Genomic DNA, 22,092 nt, shown 5'->3' on the forward strand with positions numbered 1-22,092 from the left:
CCCGGACAGGCGCCGCGCGGCCGCCCGCTCAGCTCCCGGAGCGGGCGGCCATCGCGCGGAGCCGGGCGTTGTAGGCCTCGAGCTCCGCGTCGTCGGTGCGCACGGCGGCCCGGTCGATCCGGCGGCCGCGGCGCTCCTCCGACCCCATCCAGCTGAACAGCACCACGGCCAGCACGAACACGGTCGGCAGCTCGCCGAAGGACCAGGCGATGCTGCCGGCCGTGTTCTGGTCGGCGAGGGGGTCGACGCCCCAGCCGGCCGGCGGCTCGGCGAAGGTCCGCACCACCAGCGACGTCGACATCATGATCGCGACGCCGAAGAAGGCGTGCAGCGGCATCGGGATCAGCAGCTCGAGCATCCGCCCGGCGTGGCCGACCTGCCGGGGCCACGGGTCCTGGGCGAGGATCGGCCCGAAGAACAGCAGCCCGGTCACGGTGAAGTGGGCGAGCATGAACTGGTGCCCGACCGGGTCGCCCATGAGGGCGTCGAACACGGGCGTGAAGTAGACGCCGTAGAGGCTGACCAGGAACAGCGGCAGCGTGAACAGCGGGTGCGAGACGAACCGCGCCACCCGGCTGTGCAGGGCGTCGAGCAGCAGCGCCCGCGGCACCCCGGCCACGCCCCGCCCACGCGGCAGCGCGCGCAGGGCGAGGGTCACCGGCCGGCCGAGGAGCAGCAGCAGCGGCGCCACCATGGACAGCACCATGTGCTGGGCCATGTGCACGCTGAACAGCACCATGCTGTAGCCGTTCAGCCAGGTCCCGGTGACGGCGAACAGCGACAGGCAGCCCGCGACCCACGCCGCCGCGCGCCACCACGGCCAGGCCACGCCCGAGCGGCGCACCCGGACCACGCCGACCGCGTAGGCGGCGATGCCGAGCAGGGCGAGCACCGGCAGCACCGACCAGGCGTCGAGGTGCGGCAGGAACATCCGTCCCCACGTGGGTGGCTCGCCGGGCACCCACATGCCCGAGTGGTGCCCGTGCTCCACCAGTACCTCCGGTCCGATCGGTCGCGCTCCCCCACTGTGCCACTCGACCAGTCGTGGACGGGCGCCACGTGACCGGCGTGCGCCTCGGCCTCCAGCTGGGAGGTGCAGTGGTCGACGTCGAGGTGGGCGCCCAGGCAGGTGCCCAGCGAGTCGAGGATCCGCCCGCCGTGGCCCTCGGCGAGCGCCTCGTCGGTGACGACGACGTGCGCGGACAGCACCGGCAGCCCCGAGGTGATGGTCCAGGCGTGCAGGTCGTGGACGCCGATGACGCCCTCGACGCCGAGCAGGTGGGCGCGCACCTCGTCGAGGTCGACGTCGCGCGGGGCGGCCTCGAGCAGCACGTCGAGCGACTCCCGCAGCAGCGACCACGCCCGCGGCAGGACCAGGCAGCCCACGACGAGCGCGGCGACGGTGTCGGCCGGCGTCCACCCGGTGAGCGCGACGACGGCGCCGGCGACGAGGACGGCGACCGAGCCGAGCGCGTCACCGAGCACCTCCAGGTGCGCGCCGCGGACGGCCGGCGAGGTGCCCCGGCCCCGGTGCAGCAGCGCCAGCCCCACGGGGTCGGCGGCCAGGCCTCCGGCCGCCGACGACGAGCACCACGCCGGAGTCGATCTCCGGCGGGTCGCCGATCCGGCGGACCGCCTCGACCACGACGAACACCGCGACCCCGGCGAGCAGCAGCCCGTCGGCCACCGCGGCGAGGATCTCCACCCGCTGCCGGCCGAACGTGCGCCGGCCGCGCGCGGGCCGCTGCGCCAGCGTGACCGCGCCGAGGGCGAGGCCCACGCCGAGCGCGTCGGTGGCCATGTGGCCGGCGTCGGCGAGCAGTGCCAGCGAGCCCGACACCACCGACCCGACGACCTCGGCCGCCAGCACCGCTGGCGTGAGACCCAGCACGACCGCCGGCCGGCCGCGGGAGGCCCCCGCGGCGGTGCCGTGGTCGTGCGCGTGTCCGGCTCCCATCGGCCCACCGACCCCACCAGTGTCCTCCGGGGACGGCGCGGCCCCCTGCCCGACGTGCGGGGAGGGGGCCGGCGACCCGGACGGCGACCTAGACGACGACGCCGCGCTCCCGTAGCCACGGGATCGGGTCGACCTTCTGGCCGTCGATGCCGCCGACGTGCACCTCGAAGTGCAGGTGCGGGCCGGTCGACTGACCGCGGTTGCCGAGCAGGGCGATGGTGTCCCCGGCGCGGACCACCTGCCCGGGCTGCACGAGGACCTCCTCCATGTGCCCGTAGACGGTCACGTCACCGTTCTCGTGCTGGATGTAGACCACGTTGCCGTAGCCGCTGGCCGGGCCCGCCTCGAGGACGACCCCGTCGGCGGCGGCGTACTCGGGCGTCAGCATGGGGGCCGCCAGGTCGATGCCGGCGTGCAGCGTGCCCCAGCGGGCGCCGAACGTGCTGGTGAGCCGGGCGCCGTCGATCGGCATGACCGCCTTGGGCCGGGCGGCCTCGGCGGCGGCCTCGGCGGCGGCGCGGTCGGCGTCGGCCTGCACCTGGGCGGCGGTGGCCTGCTCGGCCTCGCGGGCGGTCCGGCTGGCGGTGACCGCGCCGAGCAGCACCGCGTCGGAGCGGAGGGTGGCCTGCTCGGCGGCCGCCGAGAGCTCCCCGCCGTCGATGCCGAGCTCCTGCGCGACGCTCACCGAGGTGCTGGTCGCCCCGGGGTCGTCGGCCTGGGCGACCCGGTCGCCGACGGAGAACGTGGCGACGCCGACCGCGCCGACGAGGGCCGCGGCGAGGTAGAACGCCGGGCGGCGGCGCGGGAGGCGCAGGCCGCGCTCGCGGTGCCGGCCGTGGCCCGCGACGACGGTGACGGGAGCCCGGTCGGGCCGGTCGTCGACCTCCGCGTCCGGGGACACGTCGTCGTCCGCGACCTCGGCCTCGGCCGCGGGCACCTCGAGCGGCGCGGCGGCCACGGCCTCGAGGGCCCGGGCGCCGGCCGCCTCGGCCAACCCCGCGGCCTCGGCGACGCCGGTCACCGGCTCGGCCGCGAGGACCTCCTCGACGACGTCGGCGGGCGCCTCGGTGGGCGCCTCGTCACATGCGTCGACGACGACGGCGCGGACCTCGAGGGCGGCGGGTGCCGAGCGGGGGTGCGGCGTGGGCCGCGGGCGCGGGCTCGGACGGCGGGCGGGACGGGATCCCGGACGGGGCTCTCCGGTCGGCGACGTCTCCCCCTGACGTCGCTGCGGGGCCGTGCGGGCGGCCGCTCCGGCCGGGGAGCGACGTCGGTCCGACGTCGCCGCCGCGGCCTTCCGGAGGGGGCCGGCCTCGCCGTGCTGCGGGGCCTTCCCTCCGTCGAGGAGGCGGTCGGGGTGGAGCTCGGTCATGCACCTGACTTCCGTCGGGGACAGGGACGTACTGCGGTGCCCGGGGGAGCGGGCGGGGCCCATGTAAACACGTCGTGACCGGTTCGTGATCTGCCGAGGTGGGTATGCAGGGCCGGATGTGTGGCCCGCGCCACAGAGCTGCACGGTTGTCATTCGACGCCCCGTCGAGCCCGCGTCACGGTCGGTGACGAACACGCCGGTTGAGCGTTGAACCAGGGGCGATCAGGCCCACAGCGGGCAGGAGGCCCTCCGAGACCCCGCTCGACGACCCGAGGAGCAGACTCGTGCGCGCAGTCACCTGGCACGGACGTGCCGACGTACAGGTGGACACCGTCCCCGATCCGAGGATCGAGGAGGACACCGACGTCGTCGTCGAGATCACCTCGAGCGGCATCTGCGGGTCCGACCTCCACCTCATCGAGGTGATGGCCCCGTTCATGTCGAAGGGCGACGTCATGGGCCACGAGCCCATGGGGATCGTCCGCGAGGTGGGCTCCGCGGTGACCGCCGTGAAGCCCGGCGACCGGGTGGTCGTCCCCTTCAACATCTCCTGCGGCACCTGCTGGATGTGCTCGCAGGGCCTGCAGTCGCAGTGCGAGACCACGCAGAACCGCGAGCAGGGCTTCGGCGCCTCGCTGTTCGGCTACACGAAGCTCTACGGGCAGGTCCCGGGCGGGCAGGCCGAGTACCTGCGGGTGCCGTTCGGCAACACGCTGCCGATCAAGGTCCCGGACGGCCCCCCGGACGACCGGTTCGTCTACCTCTCCGACGTGCTGCCCACCTCCTGGCAGGCCGTCCAGTACGCCGCGACGCCGCCCGGCGGGACGCTGCTCGTGCTCGGGCTCGGCCCGATCGGCGACATGTGCACCCGCATCGCCTCCCACCTGGGCTTCCGCGTCGTCGCCTCCGACGTCGTCCCCGAGCGGATCGCCCGGGCGACCGCCCGCGGCACCGAGGTCATCTCCTCCACCGACCAGGACGACGTGGTCGGTGAGATCCGCGAGAAGACCGACGGCCGCGGGGCCGACGCCGTCATCGACGCGGTCGGCATGGAGGCGCACGGCTCGACCGGCGCGCAGCTGGCCCAGAAGGCGACGGCGATCCTGCCCGACGCGCTCATGGCGCAGGTGATGAAGGTCGCCGGCATCGACCGGCTGGCCGCCTTCAACACCGCGATCGAGGCGGTGCGCCGCGGCGGCACCGTGTCGCTGTCGGGCGTCTACGGCGGGGCCACCGACCCGGTGCCGCTCATGCGCATGTTCGACAAGCAGGTGCAGCTGCGCATGGGGCAGGCCAACGTGTGGCGGTGGGTCCCCGACATCCTCCCGCTGCTGGCCGACGGCGACCCGCTGGGCGTCGACGACTTCGCCACCCACCGCGTGCCGCTGGAGCAGGCCCCCCAGGCCTACGCGGACTTCCGGGAGAAGAAGGACGGCGCGGTCAAGGTGCTGCTGCAGCCCTGACCCGCACTGTGAGCACACCCACCGGCCGCGCGGGGCATGTCCCGCGCGGCCGGTGCCTTGCCGTTGGCTAGGGCAACCACCCGGACGACGACGTCCGCACCGCCCCCGTCCGCCGTCGTCCTGCCTGGAGTCCCCCGTGCCCCGCGGTCTGCTCGCGCTCGCCATCGGCGCCTTCGGCATCGGTACCACCGAGTTCGTGGTCATGGGCATGCTGCCCGAGATCGCCGCGGACCTCGGGGTGTCGGTGTCGGCGGTCGGCCTGCTCATCTCCGCCTACGCGATCGGCGTGGTGCTCGGAGCGCCGACCCTGACCGCGCTCGGCGTGCGCTTCTCCCCCCGCCAGACGCTGGTCGCGCTGATGCTGGTCTTCGTCGCCGGCAACGCCCTGTCGGCGGTGGCCCCGACCTACGAGACGCTCGTCGCCGCCCGGGTGCTCACCGCGCTGGCGCACGGGTCGTTCTTCGGCGTCGGGGCGGTGGCCGCCCGGCGGCTCGTGGCGCCGGAGCGGGCGACCCGGGCGATCTCGCTGATGATGGTCGGGCTGACGCTGGCCAACGTCGCCGGCGTCCCGCTGGGCACCCTGGTCGCCCAGCAGCTGAGCTGGCGGCTGGTGCTCGGCGGCATCGCCGTCATCGGGCTGGTCACCATCGCCGGGCTGCTCGCCTGGCTGCCGGCCGGCGCCGGGGAGCGCAGCGACCTGCGCAGCGAGCTGGCCGCGTTCCGCCGCCGGCAGGTCTGGCTGGTGCTGGGCCTGACGATGGTCGGGTTCGCCGCGCTGTTCTGCGTCTACAGCTACGTCAGCCCGATCCTCACCGACCTCGCCGGGCTGCCCGAGGCGTGGGTGACGCCGGTGCTGGCCCTGTTCGGCGTCGGGACGACGGTCGGCACGCTGGCCGGCGGGCGGCTCGGCGACCGCTTCGGCTTCTCCCTCGTCGTCGCCGGCCTGCTGGTCACCGCGGTCCTGCTGGTCGTGTTCGCGCTGGTCGCCCGCGTCCCTGCGGCCGCCGTCGTCCTGCTGGTGCTCTTCGGCCTGGTCGCCTTCGCGATGGGCCCGGTCGTGCAGAACGGCGTCATCGAGGCCGCGCGGGTGCCCGGCGGCAGCCTGGTGTCCGCGGCCAACCAGGCGGCGTTCAACCTGGCCAACGCCATCGGCGCGGCGCTGGGCGCGCTGGTCCTCTCCCGCGGCCTCGGCTACACCGCGCCGATGTGGGTGGGCGCGGGCCTCGCGCTCGCCGGCGCCGCGCTCGCGCTGGTCGCCCGCCGCGCCGGCCGCCGCGAGGACGCGGTGGTCGACACCGACGTCCGCCGCTGGCGCGACACGGTGTCGCGCGAGCTCGACGCCACGACCCGAGACGCCGCCTGAGACGTGCGACTGGATCGCGTGCGACGGGTAGGAGGGCCGTCATGACGACGACCACCGCCGAGAGGTCAGGACAGTTCGCGCTCGGGGACCGCACGGTCAACCGGCTCGGCTACGGCGCCATGCAGCTCGCCGGGCCGCACGTGATGGGCCCGCCCGCCGACCGCGACGCCGCCGTCGCCGTCCTGCGCCGGGCCGTCGAGCTGGGCGTGGACCACATCGACACCAGCGACTACTACGGCCCGCACGTGACCAACGAGGTCATCCGCGAGGCGCTGCACCCCTATCCGGAGCAGCTGACGATCGTCACCAAGGTCGGCGCCCGGCGGACGCCGGAGGGCGAGTGGCCCGAGGCCCTCTCCCCCGAGGAGCTCCGGCAGGCGGTGCACGACAACCTCGAGCACCTCGGCGTCGAGGCGCTCGACGTGGTCAACCTGCGGATGCCCGGCTTCGCCGCGCCCGTGGAGCGCTCGCTCGCCGAGCCGTTCGGCGCGCTCGCGGAGATGCAGCAGGAGGGGCTCGTCCGGCACCTCGGCGTCTCCAACGTGACGACGCAGCAGTTCGCCGAGGCCCGCGCCATCGCCCCGGTCGTGTGCGTGCAGAACCACTACAACCTCGTGCACCGCGACGACGACCCGATGCTCGACGCGCTGGCCCGCGAGGACGTGGCCTACGTGCCGTTCTTCCCGCTCGGCGGGTTCAGCCCGCTGCAGTCGGCGGCGCTGGAGACGGTGGCGCGGCGGCTGGAGACCACGCCGATGCAGGTGGCGCTCGCGTGGCTGCTGGCCCGCTCCCCCAACATCCTGCTGATCCCCGGCACCTCGTCGGTGGCCCACCTGGAGGAGAACCTGCAGGCGGCGATGCGGGTGCTCGGGCCCGCCGAGCTCGAGGAGCTCGACCGGATCGGCGGCAGCGGGGAGCCCGACGTCGACCTGTGAGCCGCGGACCTGATCAGGCCTGCCCGACGCCCGCCCCGACCGGGCCCAGCACCCGGTCGAGGTGGGCGTTGGCGAACACCCCGGCCGGGTCGAGCCGCGTCCGCAGGGCGGTGAACTCGCCGAACCGCGGGTAGCGGCCGGCCAGGGCGGCGGCGTCGAGGCCGTGCTCCTTGCCCCAGTGCGGCCGCCCGCCGGCCGCCCCGGCGATCGCCTCGAACGCGCGGAAGTACGCGCCGGGCTCGGTGCGGGCGGGCACGTGCACGGCCACGTAGGCGGTGTCGCGCCCCGACGCCGTCGACAGCGGGACGTCGTCGGCGGCGGCCACCCGCACCTCCACCGGGAAGGCGACCCGGTGCGGCCCGGCGTCGACCACCCGCCGCAGCTCGCCGAGCACCTCGGGCGCCGCGGCCCGCGGCACGGCGTACTCCATCTCGCGGAACCGGACCCGGCGGCGGGAGACGAACACCCGGTGCGCGGCGTCGGTCCAGGTGCGCGCGCCGAGCGCCCGGGCGGAGAAGCGGGCCAGCGGCGGCACCAGCGCGGGCACCCGCCGGCCCGCGGCGACGACGGCGGCGAGCCCGGCGTTGGCGAGCACCTCGTCGTCCCACAGCGCCCGCGCGCGGGACAGCGGCGCGAGCCCGTCCAGCGGCACCCGGGTGTTGCGCTTGAGCAGGCACCGGTCGGTGTGCGGGAACCAGTAGAACTCGACGTGGTCGGTGGCGGTCATGACCTCGTCGAAGCGCTCGAGGAGGTCGGGCAGCCGGGCCGGCCCCTCGTCGGCCCGCAGCGCGAACGCCGGCACCGCCTGCAGGGTCACGGTCGACAGCACGCCGAGCGCGCCGAGGCCGACGCGGGCGGCGGAGAAGACGTCGGGGTGCTCGCCGGGCGAGCAGCGCAGCACCTCGCCGTCGGCGGTGACGAGGTCGAGCGCCCGCACCTGGGTGGCCAGGCCGCCGAAGCGGGCGCCGGTGCCGTGCGTGCCGGTGGACAGCGCGCCCGCGACGGTCTGCCGGTCGATGTCGCCGAGGTTCGTCAGCGCCCAGCCGCGGGCGGCCAGCTCCGCGTTCAGCCGGTGCAGCGGCGTGCCGGCGCGGACGGTGGCCAGGCCCGCGTCGTCGACGTCGACCAGCCCGGCGTGCCGGTCGAGGCGGAGCGCCACGTCCTCGGGGCGGCCGATGCCGCTGAAGGAGTGCCCGCTGCCCAGCGCGGTGACCCGGCGGCCCGCGGCGGCTGCGGCGCGCACCGCGTCGGCGATCCCGCCGGCATCGGGCGGGGAGACGACGGTGAGGCCGCCCGCCCGCTGGTTGCCCGCCCAGTTGCGCCAGCTGTCCGCCACGCGGCCTCCTCGGTGTCCGCGGCAGTGTGGCCGTCGCGGGGCGGTGCGTCGAGGACCCCCGTGCTCGCCCCGGCGCTCGCCCCCCTGCTTGCCCCGGCGCGCGCCCCCCGGGAGGCTGCGCTGCCGTGACCCCCGACCGCCTCGACGACCTGACCGCGGACCTCGACCCGCCGTTCGCCGTGCTCGACCTCGACGCGCTCGACGCCAACGCCGACGACCTGGTCCGCCGGGCGGGCGGGTGGCCGGTGCGCGTGGCGAGCAAGTCGGTGCGCAGCCGTGCGGTGCTGCGGCGGGTGCTCGCCCGGCCGGGCTTCGCGGGGGTGCTGGCGTACTCGCTGGCCGAGGCGCTGTGGCTGGCCGGCGGCGACGACCCGGTGAGCGACGACGTCGTCGTGGGCTACCCGTCGGTGGACCGGGCGGCGCTGCGCCGGCTGGTGGCCGACCCGGTGCTCGCGTCGCGGGTGACGCTGATGGCCGACTCGCCCGAGCACCTCGACGCCGTCGACGCGGTGGCCCCGCCCGGCCGGCGGCCGCCGGTGCGGATCTGCCTGGACCTCGACGCCTCGCTGCGCGCCGGCGGCGGGCGCGTGCACGTGGGCGTGCGGCGCTCGCCGGTGCACGACCCGGCGGGTGCCGCGGCGCTGGCACGGGCGGTGCACGGGCGGCCCGGCTTCGTGCTGGCCGGGCTCATGGCCTACGAGGCGCAGGTGGCCGGGGTGCCCGACGCCCCGCCCGGCCGGCCCCTGCGCGGGCTCGCGGTGCGCGGGGTGCAGGCCCTGTCGGTGCGCGAGCTGGCCGGGCGCCGGGCCGCGGCGGTGGCCGCCGTGTCCGCCGTCGCGCCGCTCGGGTTCGTCAACGGCGGGGGCACCGGGAGCCTGGAGCGGACTGCGGCCGACCCGTCGGTGACCGAGGTGGCCGCCGGGTCGGGGCTCTACCAGCCGACCCTGTTCGACGGGTACCGCGCCTTCCGCGGGCGGCCCGCGCTGTGGTTCGCGCTCGCGGTCACCCGCCGCCCGGCGCCCGGGGTCGTCACGGTGGCGGCCGGCGGCTGGATCGCGTCGGGCCCGCCCGGCCCCGACCGGTCGCCGCGGCCGGTGCACCCGGCGGGGCTGCGGCTGCTCGGCACCGAGGGCGCCGGCGAGGTGCAGACGCCGCTGCGCGGTCCCGGCGCCGCCGGGCTCGGGATCGGCGACCGGGTGTGGTTCCGGCACGCCAAGGCCGGGGGGGTGTGCGAGCACGTCGGCGAGCTGCACACGGTGGCCGGCGGGCGGCCGGCCGGCGCCGTCGCGACCTACCGCGGAGAGGGGCGGGCGTTCGGCTGAGCGGCACGGCCTCCTCGCACGGTGATCATCGGATGCGTGCACGCGACACGGCAGGACACGCCGGCCGGCCGTGCACACGTCCGATGATCGACTCGAGCTCCCCCTCAGTCGGCGTCGTTGGCCAGCAGCGCCCGGGCCTCCGCGGCCTCCTCCTCGGTGAGCCCGCCGGAGCCCTCCGGGTGGTCGACCTGGGTGTCGATCCAGCGCCGGTGAGCCTCCCAGGCCGACTGCCGTGTGGCGCCGAGCGCCCGGCCGATCTGCGCCCACGAGGCGCCGGTGGAACGCGCCGTCCGGACGGTGAGCTGGCGGCCCTGACCCGCGCGCCGCGCGATCACCTCGCCGAGGGCCAGCAGCTCCAGCGCCTCGTCGCGGCTCAGCGGACGCGGGCCGGTGGGGTCGTCGGGATCGGCCAGCGAGTCGCGGGAGCGCAGCTCGTCGAAGCGGATGACGGCGGTGGCGAGGGTGTGCCGGCGTTCGAGGTCGTCGACGTCCATGACCCAGCGTCCGTCAGGCCCGCCTGACAGTCAAGCGGGCCTGACGGCTCAGCGGGCGCGGGCGACGCGCTGCTCGTCGAACACCGGCTCGTCCGACTCGTACACCCGGCCGTCGCCGCCGAAGACGAGGAAGCGGTCGAAGGAGCGGGCGAACCAGCGGTCGTGGGTGACCGCCAGGACCGTGCCGTCGAAGGCGGCCAGCGCCTCCTCCAGCGACTCCGCCGACAGCACGTCGAGGTTGTCGGTCGGCTCGTCGAGCAGCAGCAGCGTGGCGCCCGAGAGCTCCAGCATCAGCACCTGCAGCCGCGCCTGCTGCCCGCCGGACAGCGTGCGGAACGGCTGGTCGGCGGAGTCGGTGAGCCCGTACCGCCGCAGCACGGCCATCGCCCGCCCGCGGTCGACGCCCGGCCGTCCCGGCTCGCCGTGCCACAGCAGGTCCACCGGCGTCCGGTCCAGCCACTCCGGGTGGGCGTGCGTCTGGGCGAAGAAGCCGGGGACGACGCGGGCGCCGAGCCGCCACGAGCCGGTGTGCGCGACCTCCTGCCCGGCGAGCAGCCGCAGGAAGTGCGACTTGCCGGCCCCGTTCGCGCCGAGCACGCCCACCCGGTCGCCGTAGAAGAGCTCGAGGTCGAAGGGCCGCATGAGGCCCGACAGCTCCAGCTGCTCGGCGGTGACCGCGCGGACGCCGGTGCGCCCGCCGCGCAGCCGCATCGCCACCTTCTGCTGCGGCGGCCGGTCCGGCGGCGGCCCGGCCTCCTCGAAGCGGGCCAGCCGGGTCTGCATCGCCCGGTAGCGCGAGGCCATGTCCGGGGAGTTGGCCGCCTGCTGCTGCAGCGTGCGGACCAGCTCGACGAGGCGGTCGTGCTCCTCCTCCCAGCGCCGGCGCAGCTCGGCCATCCGCTCGTGCCGCGCCTCGCGGGCCTCGGGGTAGGAGGCCCACCCGCCGCCGTGCACCCACGCCGTCCGGCCCTCGACGGTGACCACCCGGTCGGCCACGCGGGCGAGCAGCTCGCGGTCGTGGCTGACGAACAGCACGGTCTTCCGGGTCTCGAGCAGCCGCTCCTCCAGCCACCGCTTGCCCGGCACGTCGAGGTAGTTGTCCGGCTCGTCGAGCAGCAGCACCTGCTCCGGCCCGCGCAGCAGCGACTCCAGCGCCAGCCGCTTCTGCTCCCCGCCCGACAGCGTCGACAGCTCGCGGTACTTGCAGCGGTCGTAGGGGACGCCGAGCGCCGCGACCGTCACGGTGTCCCAGGTGACCTCGGCCTCGTAGCCGCCGGCGTCGCCCCACTGGCCGAGCGCGTCCGCGTAGGCGAGCTGGGCGGCCTCGTCGTCGGTCTCCATGAGCGCCAGCTCGGCCGCCTCGACGGCGTCCCACGCGGCGCGCACCGCGGGGCCCGACAGGTCGACGAGGAACCGCTGGACGGTCGTGTCGTCGCGCACCGAGCCGATGAACTGCCGCATGACGCCGAGGCCGCCGCTGCGCGCGACCGCGCCCGCCTCGGGCACCAGGTCCCCGGCGATGATCCGGAGCAGCGTCGTCTTCCCCGCCCCGTTCTCGCCGACCAGCGCCGCGCGGGCGCCGTCGCCGATCCGGAAGGAGACGTCGTCCAGCAGCACGCGGCCGTCGGGCAGCGTGTGCCGGACCCCGCTCACGTCGACCGATCCCACCCGGTCAGTCTCCCGGGCCGGACAAGCCGTTTGTCCCGGCCCGCAGCACGACCTTGCCCGGCGCCCGCCGCCGTTCCAGGTCACGGTGCGCCCGGGCCGCCTCCGCCAGCGGGTACGTGGTGACCAGCGGCCGCCAGGCGCCGGACGCCACCCGGTCCAGGGCGCGGCGGGCCAGCCCGGGGATCCCGCCGGGCAGTGCGGTCATCCGGGGCCCGAGCGACCAGCCGGCGGTGATCCCGAGCCGGACGACGTCGCCGGTGTCGAACCTCGTCGGGGCGGCCGAGGACCACCCGAACAGCACCAGTCGCCCGCCGGGGCGCAGCAGCTCCATCCCGGCCCGGCCGACGTCGCCGCCCACGCCGTCGTAGACGACCGTGATCCCGCCGACGGTGTCGCGGACCCGGTCGCCCCAGCCGGGCCGGCCGTAGTCGACGACGAGGTCGGCGCCCAGTCCGGCGAGCCGCGCCGTGCGGGCCTCCCCCCGCGCCGCCGCCACGACCGTCGCGCCGCGCTCGCGGGCGGCCTGCACCAGCAGCCAGCCGAGCCCGCCCGCGGCCGACGGCACGAGCACGACGTCGTCGGCCGCCGGCGGCTCGAGCTCCAGCACGCCCAGCGCGGTGCGGCCGGTGCCCACGGCGGCGACGGCGTCGGCGGCGGGGACGTGCGCCGGCACCTCGAACAGCTGCCCGTCGACGGCGACGACGGCCTGCTCGGCGTAGCCACCGGGCACCGGGCCGAGGTGGGCGACGACGCGGCGGCCGAGCCAGGCGGGGTCCGCGCCGGGGCCGAGCGCGTCCACGACGCCGGCGACCTCGCGCCCGGGCACGGTCGGCAGCCGCGGCAGCGGCAGCGAGACCGGACCGGGGGTCGCCGCGGCGCAGGACCGTGTCGACCAGGTGGACGCCGGCCGCCTCGACCGATCCGGACCTCACCGGGGCCGGGCGTCAGGTCGGGCAGCTCGTCGAGGACCAGGCGGTCGGGGCCGCCGAAGGCGTGCAGTCGGATCGCTCGCATGCACGAGAGGGGACGACCTCACGTGCACGTGAGGTCAAGCCGGTGCGCCCACCGACTCCAGCCGGGTGCGGGCCAGCCGCTCGACCAGCTCGGGCAGCGCGGTGGCCGGGACGCCGCTGAGGTCGCGCCGGCAGGAGGCGACGACGGTGCCGACGACCTGGGGCCGCATCCGGAACTCCGCCACCAGGCGGGCGACGGCCTCCTCCACGGAGGCGTCCTGCGCGAGGTCGTCGATCGTCATGCGGCGCGGCCCCTGTCGTCCGATCCGGTCTCGGTACCGCCAGCAGCGTCGCCGTCGGCCGGGCACGGCACCAGGGACCAAGGGCCCGGTGTGATCAGGTCGCGAAGTACGCGTTGGTCCCGTCGGCGGTGGCCGCGGCGGCGTCGCGGACCAGCGCCGCGAGCTCGCCGGCGTCGACGCGGTCGAGGGAGGTGAACCGCACGCAGCTCTTCCCGCAGGACGCCCGGCCCAGCCGCTCCGCGCGCGCCTCGGGCAGGTACGTCCCGTCGACGACGGCGCAGACGTAGAGCGACAGGTGCCGCTTCTGCGCGGCCAGCGACACCAGCGGCCACTGCGTCGTCTCCCGCGCCGACCTCGGCCGGTAGGGCATCAGCCCGTAGCCCAGCACCTGCCCCGCGCCGACCGGGACCAGCTGCCGGTCGAGTCCGGATGCGGCCTCGCGGACCAGCGCGTCGACCCGGCGCAGCTCGGCCTCGCGCGGACCGGCCGCGGCGAACCACTCCTCGATCGGGTCGCCCACGGCGGCCTCCTCAGTCCAGGACGAGGGAGAGCACGGTGGCGCCCGCGGTCAGCACCATCGCGAGGACGACGACCGCGGCCACCAGCCGCCGTCGCCGCTCGGCGTCCGGGCCGCCGGCCCCGCCCATGCCCATCACGCCGGCGACGCTACCGGCCGCCGGCCCCAGAGGAGGGTGTCCAGCGCCGTGCCCGACGGCGTCGCGCGCGGCACCGTCCCGAGGCGCTCGACGTCGAGCAGCGCGGCCACCGGCCCCAGGCGGGCGGGGCTGTGCAGGATCGCCGGGTCCTGCGGCCCGCCGACGCCCTCGGTGGGGTTCCGGGCGTCGTGGCCGAGGAGCAGGAACCACCCGCCCGGCCGCAGCCAGCCCACGGCCCGGGTCAGCAGTCCCGTCATGTCCGGGTCGGGCAGGTGCAGGTAGGCGACGAGCACGAGGTCCTGCGACGACGGCGGCGCGTCCCACGCGGTGGCGTCGGCGGTCACCCACGTGACGGCGCCGGCGCCCGGCTGCGCCCGCCCGCGGGCCAGCCCGGTGGCGGAGAAGTCGACCGCGGTGGCCCGCCAGCCCAGCCGCGCCATCCACAGGGCGTGCCGGCTCTCCCCCGCCGCGACGTCGACGGCGTTCCCGGGCGGCAGGTCCCCCACCAGCTCCGCCACCAGCGGGTTCGGCTCGCCCGACCACTGCTGCCGCTCGGCGTAGCGCGCGTCCCAGTCCGCTGCCTGCACGGGGGCGAGTGTCGCAGCGGTGTGCGCGCCGGCCGGGCCGGGGCCAGGGTGGGCGGGTGCGCACCGTCTCGCTGGTCCCCTTCGAACCGGAGCACCTGCTCGCCGTGCAGCCGTGGTTCGACGACCCCGAGACGCGGCGGCGGCTGGGCGGGCGCGAGTGGCCCACCCGCGAGCTCGCCGTGCGCGGCACCCGGTGGACCGAGGAGTTCCGCGGGCGGCGGGTGCTGCGCTCGTGCGCCTTCGTCGCCCTCGACGACGACGGCGTGCTCGTCGCCCAGGTCGGCGGCGACGTCTACGACCGCTGGACGACCTGGGACCCGGTCGCCGAGCGGGTGCTGGAGACCGACGGGCGCCGGACGATGGGCGCGGCCTACGTCGTCGCGCCGTCCCGCCGCGGGCAGGGCGTCGGCGCGGCCACGCTGCGCGCGCTGGTCGCCGATCCCGGCACCGCCGACGTCGAGCAGTTCGTCCTCGGCATCGAGCCGGACAACACCGCCAGCCTGCGCGCCGCGGCCGCCGCCGGGTTCACCCCGCGCACCGCCGAGCCCGACGCCGAGGACATGGTCTACCTGCACCTGCGCCGCTGACGGAGGATCGCCCCGTGCTCGCCGCCGTCTCCGCCGTCGACGACCTCGTCCTGCACGCACCGCGTGTCCTGGGGTTCGCCCCCACCGACCGCATCGCCGCCCACTACGGCCTCGACCCCGGCGACGTCGAGGACCACCTCCTCGCGTACGGCGCCCGTGGCTGGGTGGGCACCGCCGCGTTCGACGGGACCTCCGGGTGGTTCGTCACCGCCGAGGGCCGGGCCGAGGACGAGCGGCGGATGGCCGCCGAGCTCGACCGGGTCGGCGCCCGCGACGTCGCCACCGCCGCGTACGCCGACTTCCTGCCGCTCAACGCCCGCTTCGGCCGGGTGTGCACCGACTGGCAGGTGCGGCCCACCCGCACCGACCCCCTGGCCGCCAACGACCACACCGACCGGCGCTGGGACGAGCGCGTGCTGCGCGCCCTCGGCACGCTCGGCCGCGAGCTCACCGCGGCCACGGCCGCGCTGGCCGGGCGCCTGCAGCGCTTCGACGGCTACGCCGCCCGCTACACCTCGGCGCTGGCGCGGGTCGACGGCGGGCAGTGGCAGTTCGTGGCCGGCGTCGGCGTGGAGTCCTGCCACACCGTCTGGATGCAGCTGCACGAGGACCTGCTGGCCACCCTCGGCATCCCCCGCGGCGCCGAGGACTGACCGCGGGCCGGCCGTCGTCCCCGGCTGGCAGCATCCGGCGCATGCCGACGCCGACGGTCCCGCCCCGCGAGGTCGCGCTGCTGCGGCTGGTCGCCCAGCGGGTGACCGGCCCGCCGTTCCCCGACGCCGCGGCCGCCGTCCGCGGGCTGCTCGCCCTGCAGGGGCAGGAGCTGCCCGGCGCGCTGACGTCGGTGGCGCTGCGCACCGCGGACCGCTCGCGGGCCGGCGTCGAGGCGGCGCTGGCCGGCGGCGCCGTCGTCCGCTCCTGGCCGATGCGCAGCACCCTGCACCTCACGCCCGCCGAGGACCTGCCGTGGATGCTCGACCTGCTCGGTCCCCGCGTGCTCGCCGGCGCGGCGAGGCGGCGGGAGGTCGTGGGCCTGACCCTCGACGACCTCGAGCGCGCCCGCGGGGTGGCGGTCGCCGCGCTCTCCGGCGGGCGCCGGCTCGGGCGCAGGGAGCTGCTGGCCGCCCTCGCCGACGGCGGCTGCGACGTCACCGGGCAGCGGGGCTACCACTCGCTGTGGTTCCTCGCGCAGACCGGGACCCTCGTCCTCGGCCCGCTGGAGGCCGGTGACCAGGCGTTCGTGCTGCTCGACGAGTGGGTGTCCGCGCCCCGGCGGCCCGGCCGGGAGGAGGCCCTGGCCGAGCTCGCGCTGCGCTACTTCACCGGGCACGGCCCCGCGGGTGTCGCCGACCTGGTCCGCTGGGCCGGCACCACCGTGCGCGACGCCCGCGCCGGGCTGGCGGCGGTGCGCGACCGGCTGGCGGCGGTCGACGTCGACGGCACCGAGCTGTACCTCGACCCGGAGGTGCCCGACCGGCTGGCCGCCTGCCGGGCGGAGGCCGAGGGCCTGCACCTGCTGCCCGGCTTCGACGAGATGGTGCTCGGCTACGCCGACCGCACCTGCACCGTGCCCGCGGAGCACGCCGACCGGATCGTCCCCGGGGGCAACGGCGTCTTCCGGCCCACCGTCGTCGTCGGCGGGACGGCGGTGGGCACCTGGCGGTGGACCGGCACGGGCGCGAGGCGGGGAGTCACCGCCGAGCCGTTCACCGCCTTCCCCGACGGCGTCGCGGAACGCGTGCCGGAGCTCGCCGCCGCCCTGCCCTGAGGCCGGGAGGCGGCCCTCGCGCCGCCGGTGGAGGGTGGGGCCATGGAGTACACCCGCCTGGGCGCCACCGGTCTCGAGGTCTCCCGGATCTGCCTCGGGATGATGAGCTTTGGGGAGCCCGGGCGCGGGATGACGCCGTGGAGCCTGCCCGAGGACGAGGCGATGCCGCTGATCCGGTCGGCGCTGGAGGCCGGCGTCACCTTCCTCGACACCGCCAACGTCTACTCGGGCGGCTCCAGCGAGGAGATCACCGGGAAGGCGATCCGGGAGTTCACCACCCGCGACGACGTCGTCCTGGCCACCAAGGTGCACGGCCGGATGCGCCCGGGGCCGAACGGTGGCGGGCTGTCCCGGGTCGCCATCCTGCGGGAGCTCGAGGCCAGCCTGCGCCGGCTGCAGGTCGACCACGTCGACCTCTACCAGATCCACCGCTGGGACCCGGCCACGCCGATCGAGGAGACGCTGGAGGCGCTGGACTCGGCCGTCCGCAGCGGCAAGGTGCGGTACCTCGGCGCGAGCAGCATGTGGGCCTGGCAGTTCGGCAAGGCCCTGCACACCGCCGGCGAGCACGGCTGGCACCGCTTCGTGTCGATGCAGGACCACTACAACCTGCTCAACCGCGAGGAGGAGCGGGAGATGCTCCCGCTGTGCGCCGACCAGGGCATGGGCGTGATCCCGTGGAGCCCGCTGGCCCGCGGCCGGCTCGCCCGCGACTGGGACGAGACGACCCACCGCTCGGAGAACGACGCGTTCGGGGGGCGCCTCTACGACGAGCGCAGCGACCGCGCGGTCGTCGAGCGGGTGGCCGACGTGGCCGCCGGACGCGGCGTCCCCCGCGCCCAGGTGGCGCTGGCCTGGCTGCTGGCCAAGCCGGTGGTGACCGCGCCGATCGTCGGGGTGACGAGGGCGGGGCACCTCGACGACGCCCTCGCTGCCGTGGACCTGCGCCTCACCGACGACGAGGTCGCCCGCCTCGAGGAGCCGTACACGCCGCACGCCGTCGCCGGGTTCTGACGGAGATCACGTCCGCGCCACGCCGGGCGCGGGCCCGGTTCCGGGAACGATGGGTGCCGTGTCCGTCGTCCGCCCGCTGCTCGGCCCGCCGGTGCCGGCGCCGCGCGCGCTGTGGCGGGCCGGCGGGCGGCGCGGCGTCACCGCCGCGGTGTGCCTGGCCGTCGCGCTGGGCACGGGGGCCGCGCTGGGCCGCGTCGACCTGGGCTCGGCCGCGGCGCTCGCGTCGTTCACCGCCGTCTACGGGCACGCCCTCCCGTACCGCCGCCGCGCCGGCGTGGTCTCCGCCGTCGGCGCGGTGCTGGTCGCGAGCAGCGCGCTCGGCGCCCTGACCGCCGGGCACCCGGTCGCGCTGGTCCTGGGCTGCGCGGCGCTCGCGGCCGCGGCGGCCGCGGCGGGCGTCGTCTGGCGGGTGGGCCCGCCCGGCCCGCTCGGCGTGGTGCTCGTCGCCGGCGGGTCCAGCGCGCTGGGCACCGCCCCGGGCGGGACCGGGCCGCACGTGCTGGCCGCCGCGGCCGGCGCGGCGCTGGCCTGGGCCGGCTGCATGCTGCCGTGGCTGTGGGACCCGACCGGCCCGGAGCGCCGCGCGCTGGAGGCGGCCGAGGCCGCGGTGGGTGGCAGTCCGGCCGGCGCGGCCCGCGCCGTGCGGCTGGCCGACGTCGCCGTGCGCGGGGGCAGCCGGCGCGGCCGCGCGGACCTGCGCCGGCGGCTCGACGACGTCGAGGCGCGGTTCCTGGCCGCCCTGCCGGCCGCCCCCACCGCCGCCCCCGACACCGCCCCCGCCGCACCCGGTGCCGGCCCGTCCGCGCCGCCGGCCCCCGCGCCCGCCCGCTGGTGGCACGTGCCCGCCGCCGCGACCGCGCTGCGCCTGGGCGCGGGTGGCGCCGCGGCCGGGCTCGCCGCCGTCGCCCTCGGCCTGGGGAGCCCGTACTGGGCGGTCACCACGGCGGTGGGCGTGCAGCTGGGCACCGACGCCCGGGCGACGCGCGCACGCGGGCTGCAGCGGGCGCTGGGCACCGCGGTCGGCGTGCTGCTGGCCGGCGCGCTCGTGGCACTCGACCTGCCGCTGCCCGCGGCGATCGCGCTGGCCGCGCTGCTGCAGCTGGCGGTGGAGCTGCTCGTCGCGGCGCAGTACGTGCTCGCCGTCTCGTTCATCACCCCGCTGGCGCTGCTGCTGGTGCACCTGGGCAACCCGGCGACGACGGCCGGCGGGCTGGTGGCCGAGCGGCTGGCCGAGACCGGCGTGGGCGTCGTCGCCGCGCTGGCCGCGGGCCTCGCGCTGCTCCCCCGCGCGTCGAGCCGGCGGCTGCCCGCGGCGGTGCGCGAGGTCGCCGCCGCGGGCGCCGCGGCCGACGACCGCCGGCTGCACGCCGCCCTCGACCACCTGGCCGAGGTGTCGGCCGGCGCCCGCGCCGAGTTGCTGCCCACCCCCGCCGTCACCGCGGGGGTGCACCGCGCCCGCGCGGTGGCCGACCTCGGCTGGGCGCTGCTCGGCGCCCGCGCCCGCGGCGACGACCCCCTGGCCGCGGAGCTCGCCCGCCGGCTCGCCGCCGGTCAGCCGGCCAGCTGAGGCGCCAGCTCCTCGAGGTCGTCGAGCACCAGCCCGGCGCCCAGCGGGCCGAGGCCGAGGAACCACCGGTCGTCGTCGACGGCCACCGCGCGGTCCTCGGCGACCGCCGGGATCGACGCCCACAGCGGCCCGGCGGTGACCTGCTCGGCCGCCGTCGCGCCGTCGGCCCCGTAGGCGCCGTAGAAGAGCAGGTCGCCGTCGGCGGAGGTCACCTGCTCCGGCGAGACCTCGACGAAGGTCTCCGACGTGCGCTGCAGCTCCGGCCGGGCGAAGCCGACCTCGGCGAGCACCGACCCGATGAAGGACCCCTCGCCGTAGAGGCGGATGAGCGTCCCGTCGAGGAAGCGGGCGACGCTGACCTCGGTCTGCGCCGGGTCGCCGTAGCGGCCGCCGACCTCCTCGGCGCGGGCGGCGAACTCCTCCAGCAGGTCCCGCGCCTGCTCCTCGCGGTCGAGCGCCTCGCCGGCGAGCAGCAGGTTCTCCTGCCAGCTCTCCCCGATCGCCTCGGCGAACACCGTGGGGGCGACCTGCGCGAGCTGGTCGTAGAGGTCGGCGTGCCGCACGGAGTTGGACAGGATCAGGTCCGGCTCCAGCGCGGCGATCGCCTCGAGGTCGGGCTCGGCGATCGTGCCCACGGCGGCGATGTCGGCGGGGTCGACGCCGGCCTCGGACACGAAGCCGGGCAGCTCGTCGCTCACGTCGGTGCGCACGGCCCCGACCGGCGTGACACCGAGCGCCAGGACGGCGTCGAGCTCACCGGTGTCCAGGACGACGACCCGCTCGGGCGAGCCGGTGACCTCGGTCGTGCCCGCGGCGTGCGCCACGGTGCGGGTGTCCGCCGACGCCGGGGCCTCCGCGGCCCCCTCGGCTCCCGCCTCGGTCGACCCGCACCCGGCGAGCACCGCCACCGCCGCCACCGCACCGGCCACGCGTCCGCGCGCCGTCCGTCCCCAGAGCACCGTCGCCCCTCCTCCCGGCGCCGGACCGTCCGGCACCGGGAGACAACTTAGGGCAGCCTTGCCTGACCTCGGATCACGGCCTCCGCTCGACGAGGAAGACGGGGATGACCCGGTCGGTCTTCTGCTGGTACTCGGCGTAGGGCGGGTAGGCGGCCACGGCGCGCTCCCACCACTGCGCCTTCTCCTCCCCGGTGATCTCCCGGGCGACGCCGTCCCACGGCTCGGGGCCGTCCTGCACGGTCACCTGGTCGGGGTGCTTGCGCAGGTTGGCCACCCACGCCGGGTCCTTCGGCGCCCCGCCCTGCGAGCCGACCATCGCGTAGACGCCGTCCTGCTCGACGCGCATGAGCGGCTGCTTGCGGACCTTCCCGGTGCTCGCCCCGCGGGTCGTGAAGACGACGACCGGCAGGCCGGTGTCGCGCAGCGTGTTGGCCTCGCGCCCGCCGGTGGCCTCGTAGCGCTCCACCTGGTCGCGGACCCACTGCTGCGGACTCGGCTCGTACTCACCCTCCAGCGGCATGCCCCGACCGTAGGTCGGGACCGCGCGGGCGGCACGCCGGCTCAGCGGGCGTCGACGGTGTGCGGGACGAAGAAGCTCAGGTTGTCGGTGATCAGCCCGTCGCTCTCGCGGATGCCGAGGCCCGCGGGCTCGCCGTCGACCACCCAGGCGCCGAGCACGGGGTGGTGCGGGCCGTCGACGCCGGCGAAGTCGGGCAGCGGCGCGAACTCCTGGACGACGAAGCCCTCGGTGCCGTACCGCCCGGGCAGCGAGGTGACGACCCGCCCGTCGCGCACGATCTCCACGTTGGCGCCCTCCCGGCCCCACAGCGGCTTGCGCACGTAGTCCCGCCAGCTCGAGGGCATCTCGTCGGCGAAGTAGGCCGGCAGCAGCAGCTGCGAGAGCACCGGGTCGCCGCCGAAGAGCCGCCACAGCACCGGCAGCAGCGCCTTGGTGCTCCACAGCATCTTGTAGACCGGCTCGACCCAGGTGGTGCCGCCCGGCCGGGCGGCGTCGGCGAGGACGGCGGCGCCGAACTCGTCGTCGACCAGCCACTCCCAGGGGTAGAGCTTGAAGACGACGTCGAGGTGGCGGCCCGCGGGGTCGTAGAAGCGGCCGTCGCCGGAGTCCAGCGCGATGTCCTCGACGACGACCTCGACGGCCTCGTAGCCGGCCTGCACGACGGTGTCCATCAGGTAGGCGACGGTCATCCGGTCCTCGCCGGAGACGTCGCTGGTGGACCACGCCAGGTGCACCCGCGGGCGCACGCCGGTGCGCCGCTCCCAGCGGGTGAGGTTGCGCTGCCACGCGGCGACGAGCTTCTCGTGCAGCGCGTTCCACTGGTCGCGGCCCTGGCCGGTGAACAGGTGCCAGTTCCACTGCGCGACCGCCGCCTCGACCAGCCCGGTCGGGGTGTCGGCGTTGAACTCCAGCAGCTTCGGCGGACCCGAGCCGTCGTAGCGCAGGTCGAAGCGGCCGTAGACGCTCGGCGGCTCGCCCTCCCAGGTGGCCCGGATGCCCGAGCGGGCGATCAGCGGGATGCCCATCCGGTCGAACAGGTCGTTCTCGACGACGTGGTCGCCCGCGGCCACGCACATCTCGAACAGCTGGGACACCCACCCCTCGAGACGGGCGACCTCGTCGGAGGTGAAGTCGTAGTACGGACCCTCGCGCCAGTAGCTGCGCACGTCGCCGCCGGGCGTCGTGGTGCGGTTGTAGACCAGGCCGGAGGACTCGATCTCGGCCTCCCAGCCGGGCCGGACGACGCCGGCCTCGACGCGGCGCACCGGC

The 22,092-nt window shown here is 76.8% G+C and carries 23 protein-coding genes and 1 pseudogene; 9 read left to right on the forward strand and 15 right to left on the reverse strand.

All coding sequences use genetic code 11. The features are described from left to right. Nucleotides 1-28: 28 nt before the first annotated feature. The 4 genes and pseudogenes from WA616_RS08585 to WA616_RS08600 form a co-directional block, all read right to left on the reverse strand. Nucleotides 29-931, reverse strand: coding sequence for a cytochrome c oxidase assembly protein (locus WA616_RS08585; protein WP_336028934.1), 903 nt, complete (start codon nt 929-931; stop codon nt 29-31). Nucleotides 932-1,134: 203 nt separating this feature from the next. Next, a pseudogene (locus tag WA616_RS08590) lies at nt 1,135-1,551 on the reverse strand (cation diffusion facilitator family transporter); the annotation flags it as partial. Next, on the reverse strand, nt 1,475-1,957 hold the full coding sequence (locus WA616_RS08595; protein ID WP_336028936.1) for a cation diffusion facilitator family transporter: 483 nt from the start codon (nt 1,955-1,957) through the stop codon (nt 1,475-1,477). The gene WA616_RS08595 and the pseudogene WA616_RS08590, both read right to left, overlap by 77 nt. Before the next feature lie 88 nt (nt 1,958-2,045). Next, nucleotides 2,046-3,329 (reverse strand): M23 family metallopeptidase, encoded by a 1,284-nt coding sequence (locus tag WA616_RS08600; RefSeq protein ID WP_336028937.1) that lies wholly within the window; start codon nt 3,327-3,329, stop codon nt 2,046-2,048. A gap of 284 nt (nt 3,330-3,613) precedes the next feature. Between WA616_RS08600 and WA616_RS08605 the strand changes: the two genes are divergently transcribed. From WA616_RS08605 to WA616_RS08615, 3 genes are all read left to right on the forward strand, one after another. Next, a complete protein-coding gene (locus WA616_RS08605) occupies nt 3,614-4,792 on the forward strand; it encodes an alcohol dehydrogenase catalytic domain-containing protein (RefSeq protein WP_073419008.1) in 1,179 nt (392 codons plus the stop codon). Nucleotides 4,793-4,928: 136 nt separating this feature from the next. Further along, complete coding sequence (locus tag WA616_RS08610; protein WP_336028940.1) at nt 4,929-6,155, forward strand: MFS transporter; 1,227 nt, start codon at nt 4,929-4,931, stop codon at nt 6,153-6,155. Nucleotides 6,156-6,196: 41 nt separating this feature from the next. After that, on the forward strand, nt 6,197-7,090 hold the full coding sequence (locus tag WA616_RS08615) for an aldo/keto reductase family oxidoreductase (RefSeq protein ID WP_336028941.1): 894 nt from the start codon (nt 6,197-6,199) through the stop codon (nt 7,088-7,090). Between the two features lie 13 nt (nt 7,091-7,103). On the opposite strand, the gene WA616_RS08620 is transcribed toward WA616_RS08615, so the two are convergent. Further along, nucleotides 7,104-8,426, reverse strand: a complete 1,323-nt coding sequence (locus WA616_RS08620) for a D-arabinono-1,4-lactone oxidase (protein WP_336028943.1) — start codon at nt 8,424-8,426, stop codon at nt 7,104-7,106. Nucleotides 8,427-8,551: 125 nt separating this feature from the next. Here WA616_RS08620 and WA616_RS08625 point away from each other — a divergent pair, with 125 nt between their 5' ends. Beyond that, nucleotides 8,552-9,748 carry an amino acid deaminase/aldolase gene (locus WA616_RS08625; protein ID WP_336028944.1) on the forward strand — a complete coding sequence of 399 codons (1,197 nt, stop codon included), beginning with the start codon at nt 8,552-8,554 and terminating at the stop codon, nt 9,746-9,748. A 104-nt stretch (nt 9,749-9,852) separates the two neighbouring features. On the opposite strand, the gene WA616_RS08630 is transcribed toward WA616_RS08625, so the two are convergent. From WA616_RS08630 to WA616_RS08660, 7 genes are all read right to left on the reverse strand, one after another. Next, entirely contained in the window at nt 9,853-10,242 is a 390-nt protein-coding gene (locus WA616_RS08630) for a hypothetical protein (RefSeq protein WP_336028946.1), read from the reverse strand. 48 nt (nt 10,243-10,290) lie between these two features. Further along, nucleotides 10,291-11,895 carry an ABC-F family ATP-binding cassette domain-containing protein gene (locus tag WA616_RS08635; RefSeq protein ID WP_336028947.1) on the reverse strand — a complete coding sequence of 535 codons (1,605 nt, stop codon included), beginning with the start codon at nt 11,893-11,895 and terminating at the stop codon, nt 10,291-10,293. A 19-nt stretch (nt 11,896-11,914) separates the two neighbouring features. Beyond that, nucleotides 11,915-12,760, reverse strand: coding sequence for a zinc-binding dehydrogenase (locus WA616_RS08640; protein WP_442901989.1), 846 nt, complete (start codon nt 12,758-12,760; stop codon nt 11,915-11,917). Between the two features lie 198 nt (nt 12,761-12,958). Further along, entirely contained in the window at nt 12,959-13,165 is a 207-nt protein-coding gene (locus WA616_RS08645; RefSeq protein ID WP_336028949.1) for a hypothetical protein, read from the reverse strand. Between the two features lie 94 nt (nt 13,166-13,259). After that, a complete protein-coding gene (locus WA616_RS08650; protein ID WP_336028951.1) occupies nt 13,260-13,685 on the reverse strand; it encodes a DUF1801 domain-containing protein in 426 nt (141 codons plus the stop codon). Nucleotides 13,686-13,695: 10 nt separating this feature from the next. Continuing rightward, nucleotides 13,696-13,821, reverse strand: a complete 126-nt coding sequence (locus WA616_RS08655; protein ID WP_281248051.1) for a hypothetical protein — start codon at nt 13,819-13,821, stop codon at nt 13,696-13,698. Beyond that, nucleotides 13,818-14,408 carry a class I SAM-dependent methyltransferase gene (locus WA616_RS08660; protein WP_336028952.1) on the reverse strand — a complete coding sequence of 197 codons (591 nt, stop codon included), beginning with the start codon at nt 14,406-14,408 and terminating at the stop codon, nt 13,818-13,820. The genes WA616_RS08655 and WA616_RS08660 overlap by 4 nt, the downstream gene beginning before the upstream one ends. Before the next feature lie 56 nt (nt 14,409-14,464). On the opposite strand from WA616_RS08660, the gene WA616_RS08665 reads away from it, so the two are divergent. From WA616_RS08665 to WA616_RS08685, 5 genes are read left to right on the forward strand one after another with little or no spacing between them, the layout of a single operon-like run. Further along, on the forward strand, nt 14,465-14,995 hold the full coding sequence (locus WA616_RS08665; protein WP_336028953.1) for a GNAT family N-acetyltransferase: 531 nt from the start codon (nt 14,465-14,467) through the stop codon (nt 14,993-14,995). A gap of 14 nt (nt 14,996-15,009) precedes the next feature. After that, the gene (locus WA616_RS08670; RefSeq protein WP_336028954.1) at nt 15,010-15,648 is read left to right on the forward strand and encodes a hypothetical protein; all 639 of its coding nucleotides are present in this window, start codon (nt 15,010-15,012) and stop codon (nt 15,646-15,648) included. 41 nt (nt 15,649-15,689) lie between these two features. Continuing rightward, nucleotides 15,690-16,763 carry a winged helix DNA-binding domain-containing protein gene (locus WA616_RS08675; protein ID WP_336028956.1) on the forward strand — a complete coding sequence of 358 codons (1,074 nt, stop codon included), beginning with the start codon at nt 15,690-15,692 and terminating at the stop codon, nt 16,761-16,763. 42 nt (nt 16,764-16,805) lie between these two features. After that, on the forward strand, nt 16,806-17,777 hold the full coding sequence (locus WA616_RS08680; protein ID WP_336028958.1) for an aldo/keto reductase: 972 nt from the start codon (nt 16,806-16,808) through the stop codon (nt 17,775-17,777). A gap of 58 nt (nt 17,778-17,835) precedes the next feature. After that, nucleotides 17,836-19,344, forward strand: coding sequence for an FUSC family protein (locus WA616_RS08685; protein ID WP_336028959.1), 1,509 nt, complete (start codon nt 17,836-17,838; stop codon nt 19,342-19,344). Here the strand turns inward: WA616_RS08685 and WA616_RS08690 are convergent. From WA616_RS08690 to WA616_RS08700, 3 genes are all read right to left on the reverse strand, one after another. Further along, the gene (locus tag WA616_RS08690) at nt 19,329-20,303 is read right to left on the reverse strand and encodes an ABC transporter substrate-binding protein (RefSeq protein ID WP_336028961.1); all 975 of its coding nucleotides are present in this window, start codon (nt 20,301-20,303) and stop codon (nt 19,329-19,331) included. The two genes, WA616_RS08685 and WA616_RS08690, sit on opposite strands and share 16 nt — an antisense overlap. 73 nt (nt 20,304-20,376) lie before the next feature. Then, entirely contained in the window at nt 20,377-20,823 is a 447-nt protein-coding gene (locus tag WA616_RS08695; protein ID WP_336028962.1) for a nitroreductase family deazaflavin-dependent oxidoreductase, read from the reverse strand. 41 nt (nt 20,824-20,864) lie between these two features. Then, a complete protein-coding gene (locus tag WA616_RS08700; RefSeq protein ID WP_073418990.1) occupies nt 20,865-22,088 on the reverse strand; it encodes a glutathionylspermidine synthase family protein in 1,224 nt (407 codons plus the stop codon). Nucleotides 22,089-22,092 lie beyond the last annotated feature (4 nt).

The sequence above is a fragment of the Geodermatophilus sp. FMUSA9-8 genome (assembly GCF_037034165.1).
Lineage (GTDB): Bacteria > Actinomycetota > Actinomycetes > Mycobacteriales > Geodermatophilaceae > Geodermatophilus > Geodermatophilus nigrescens.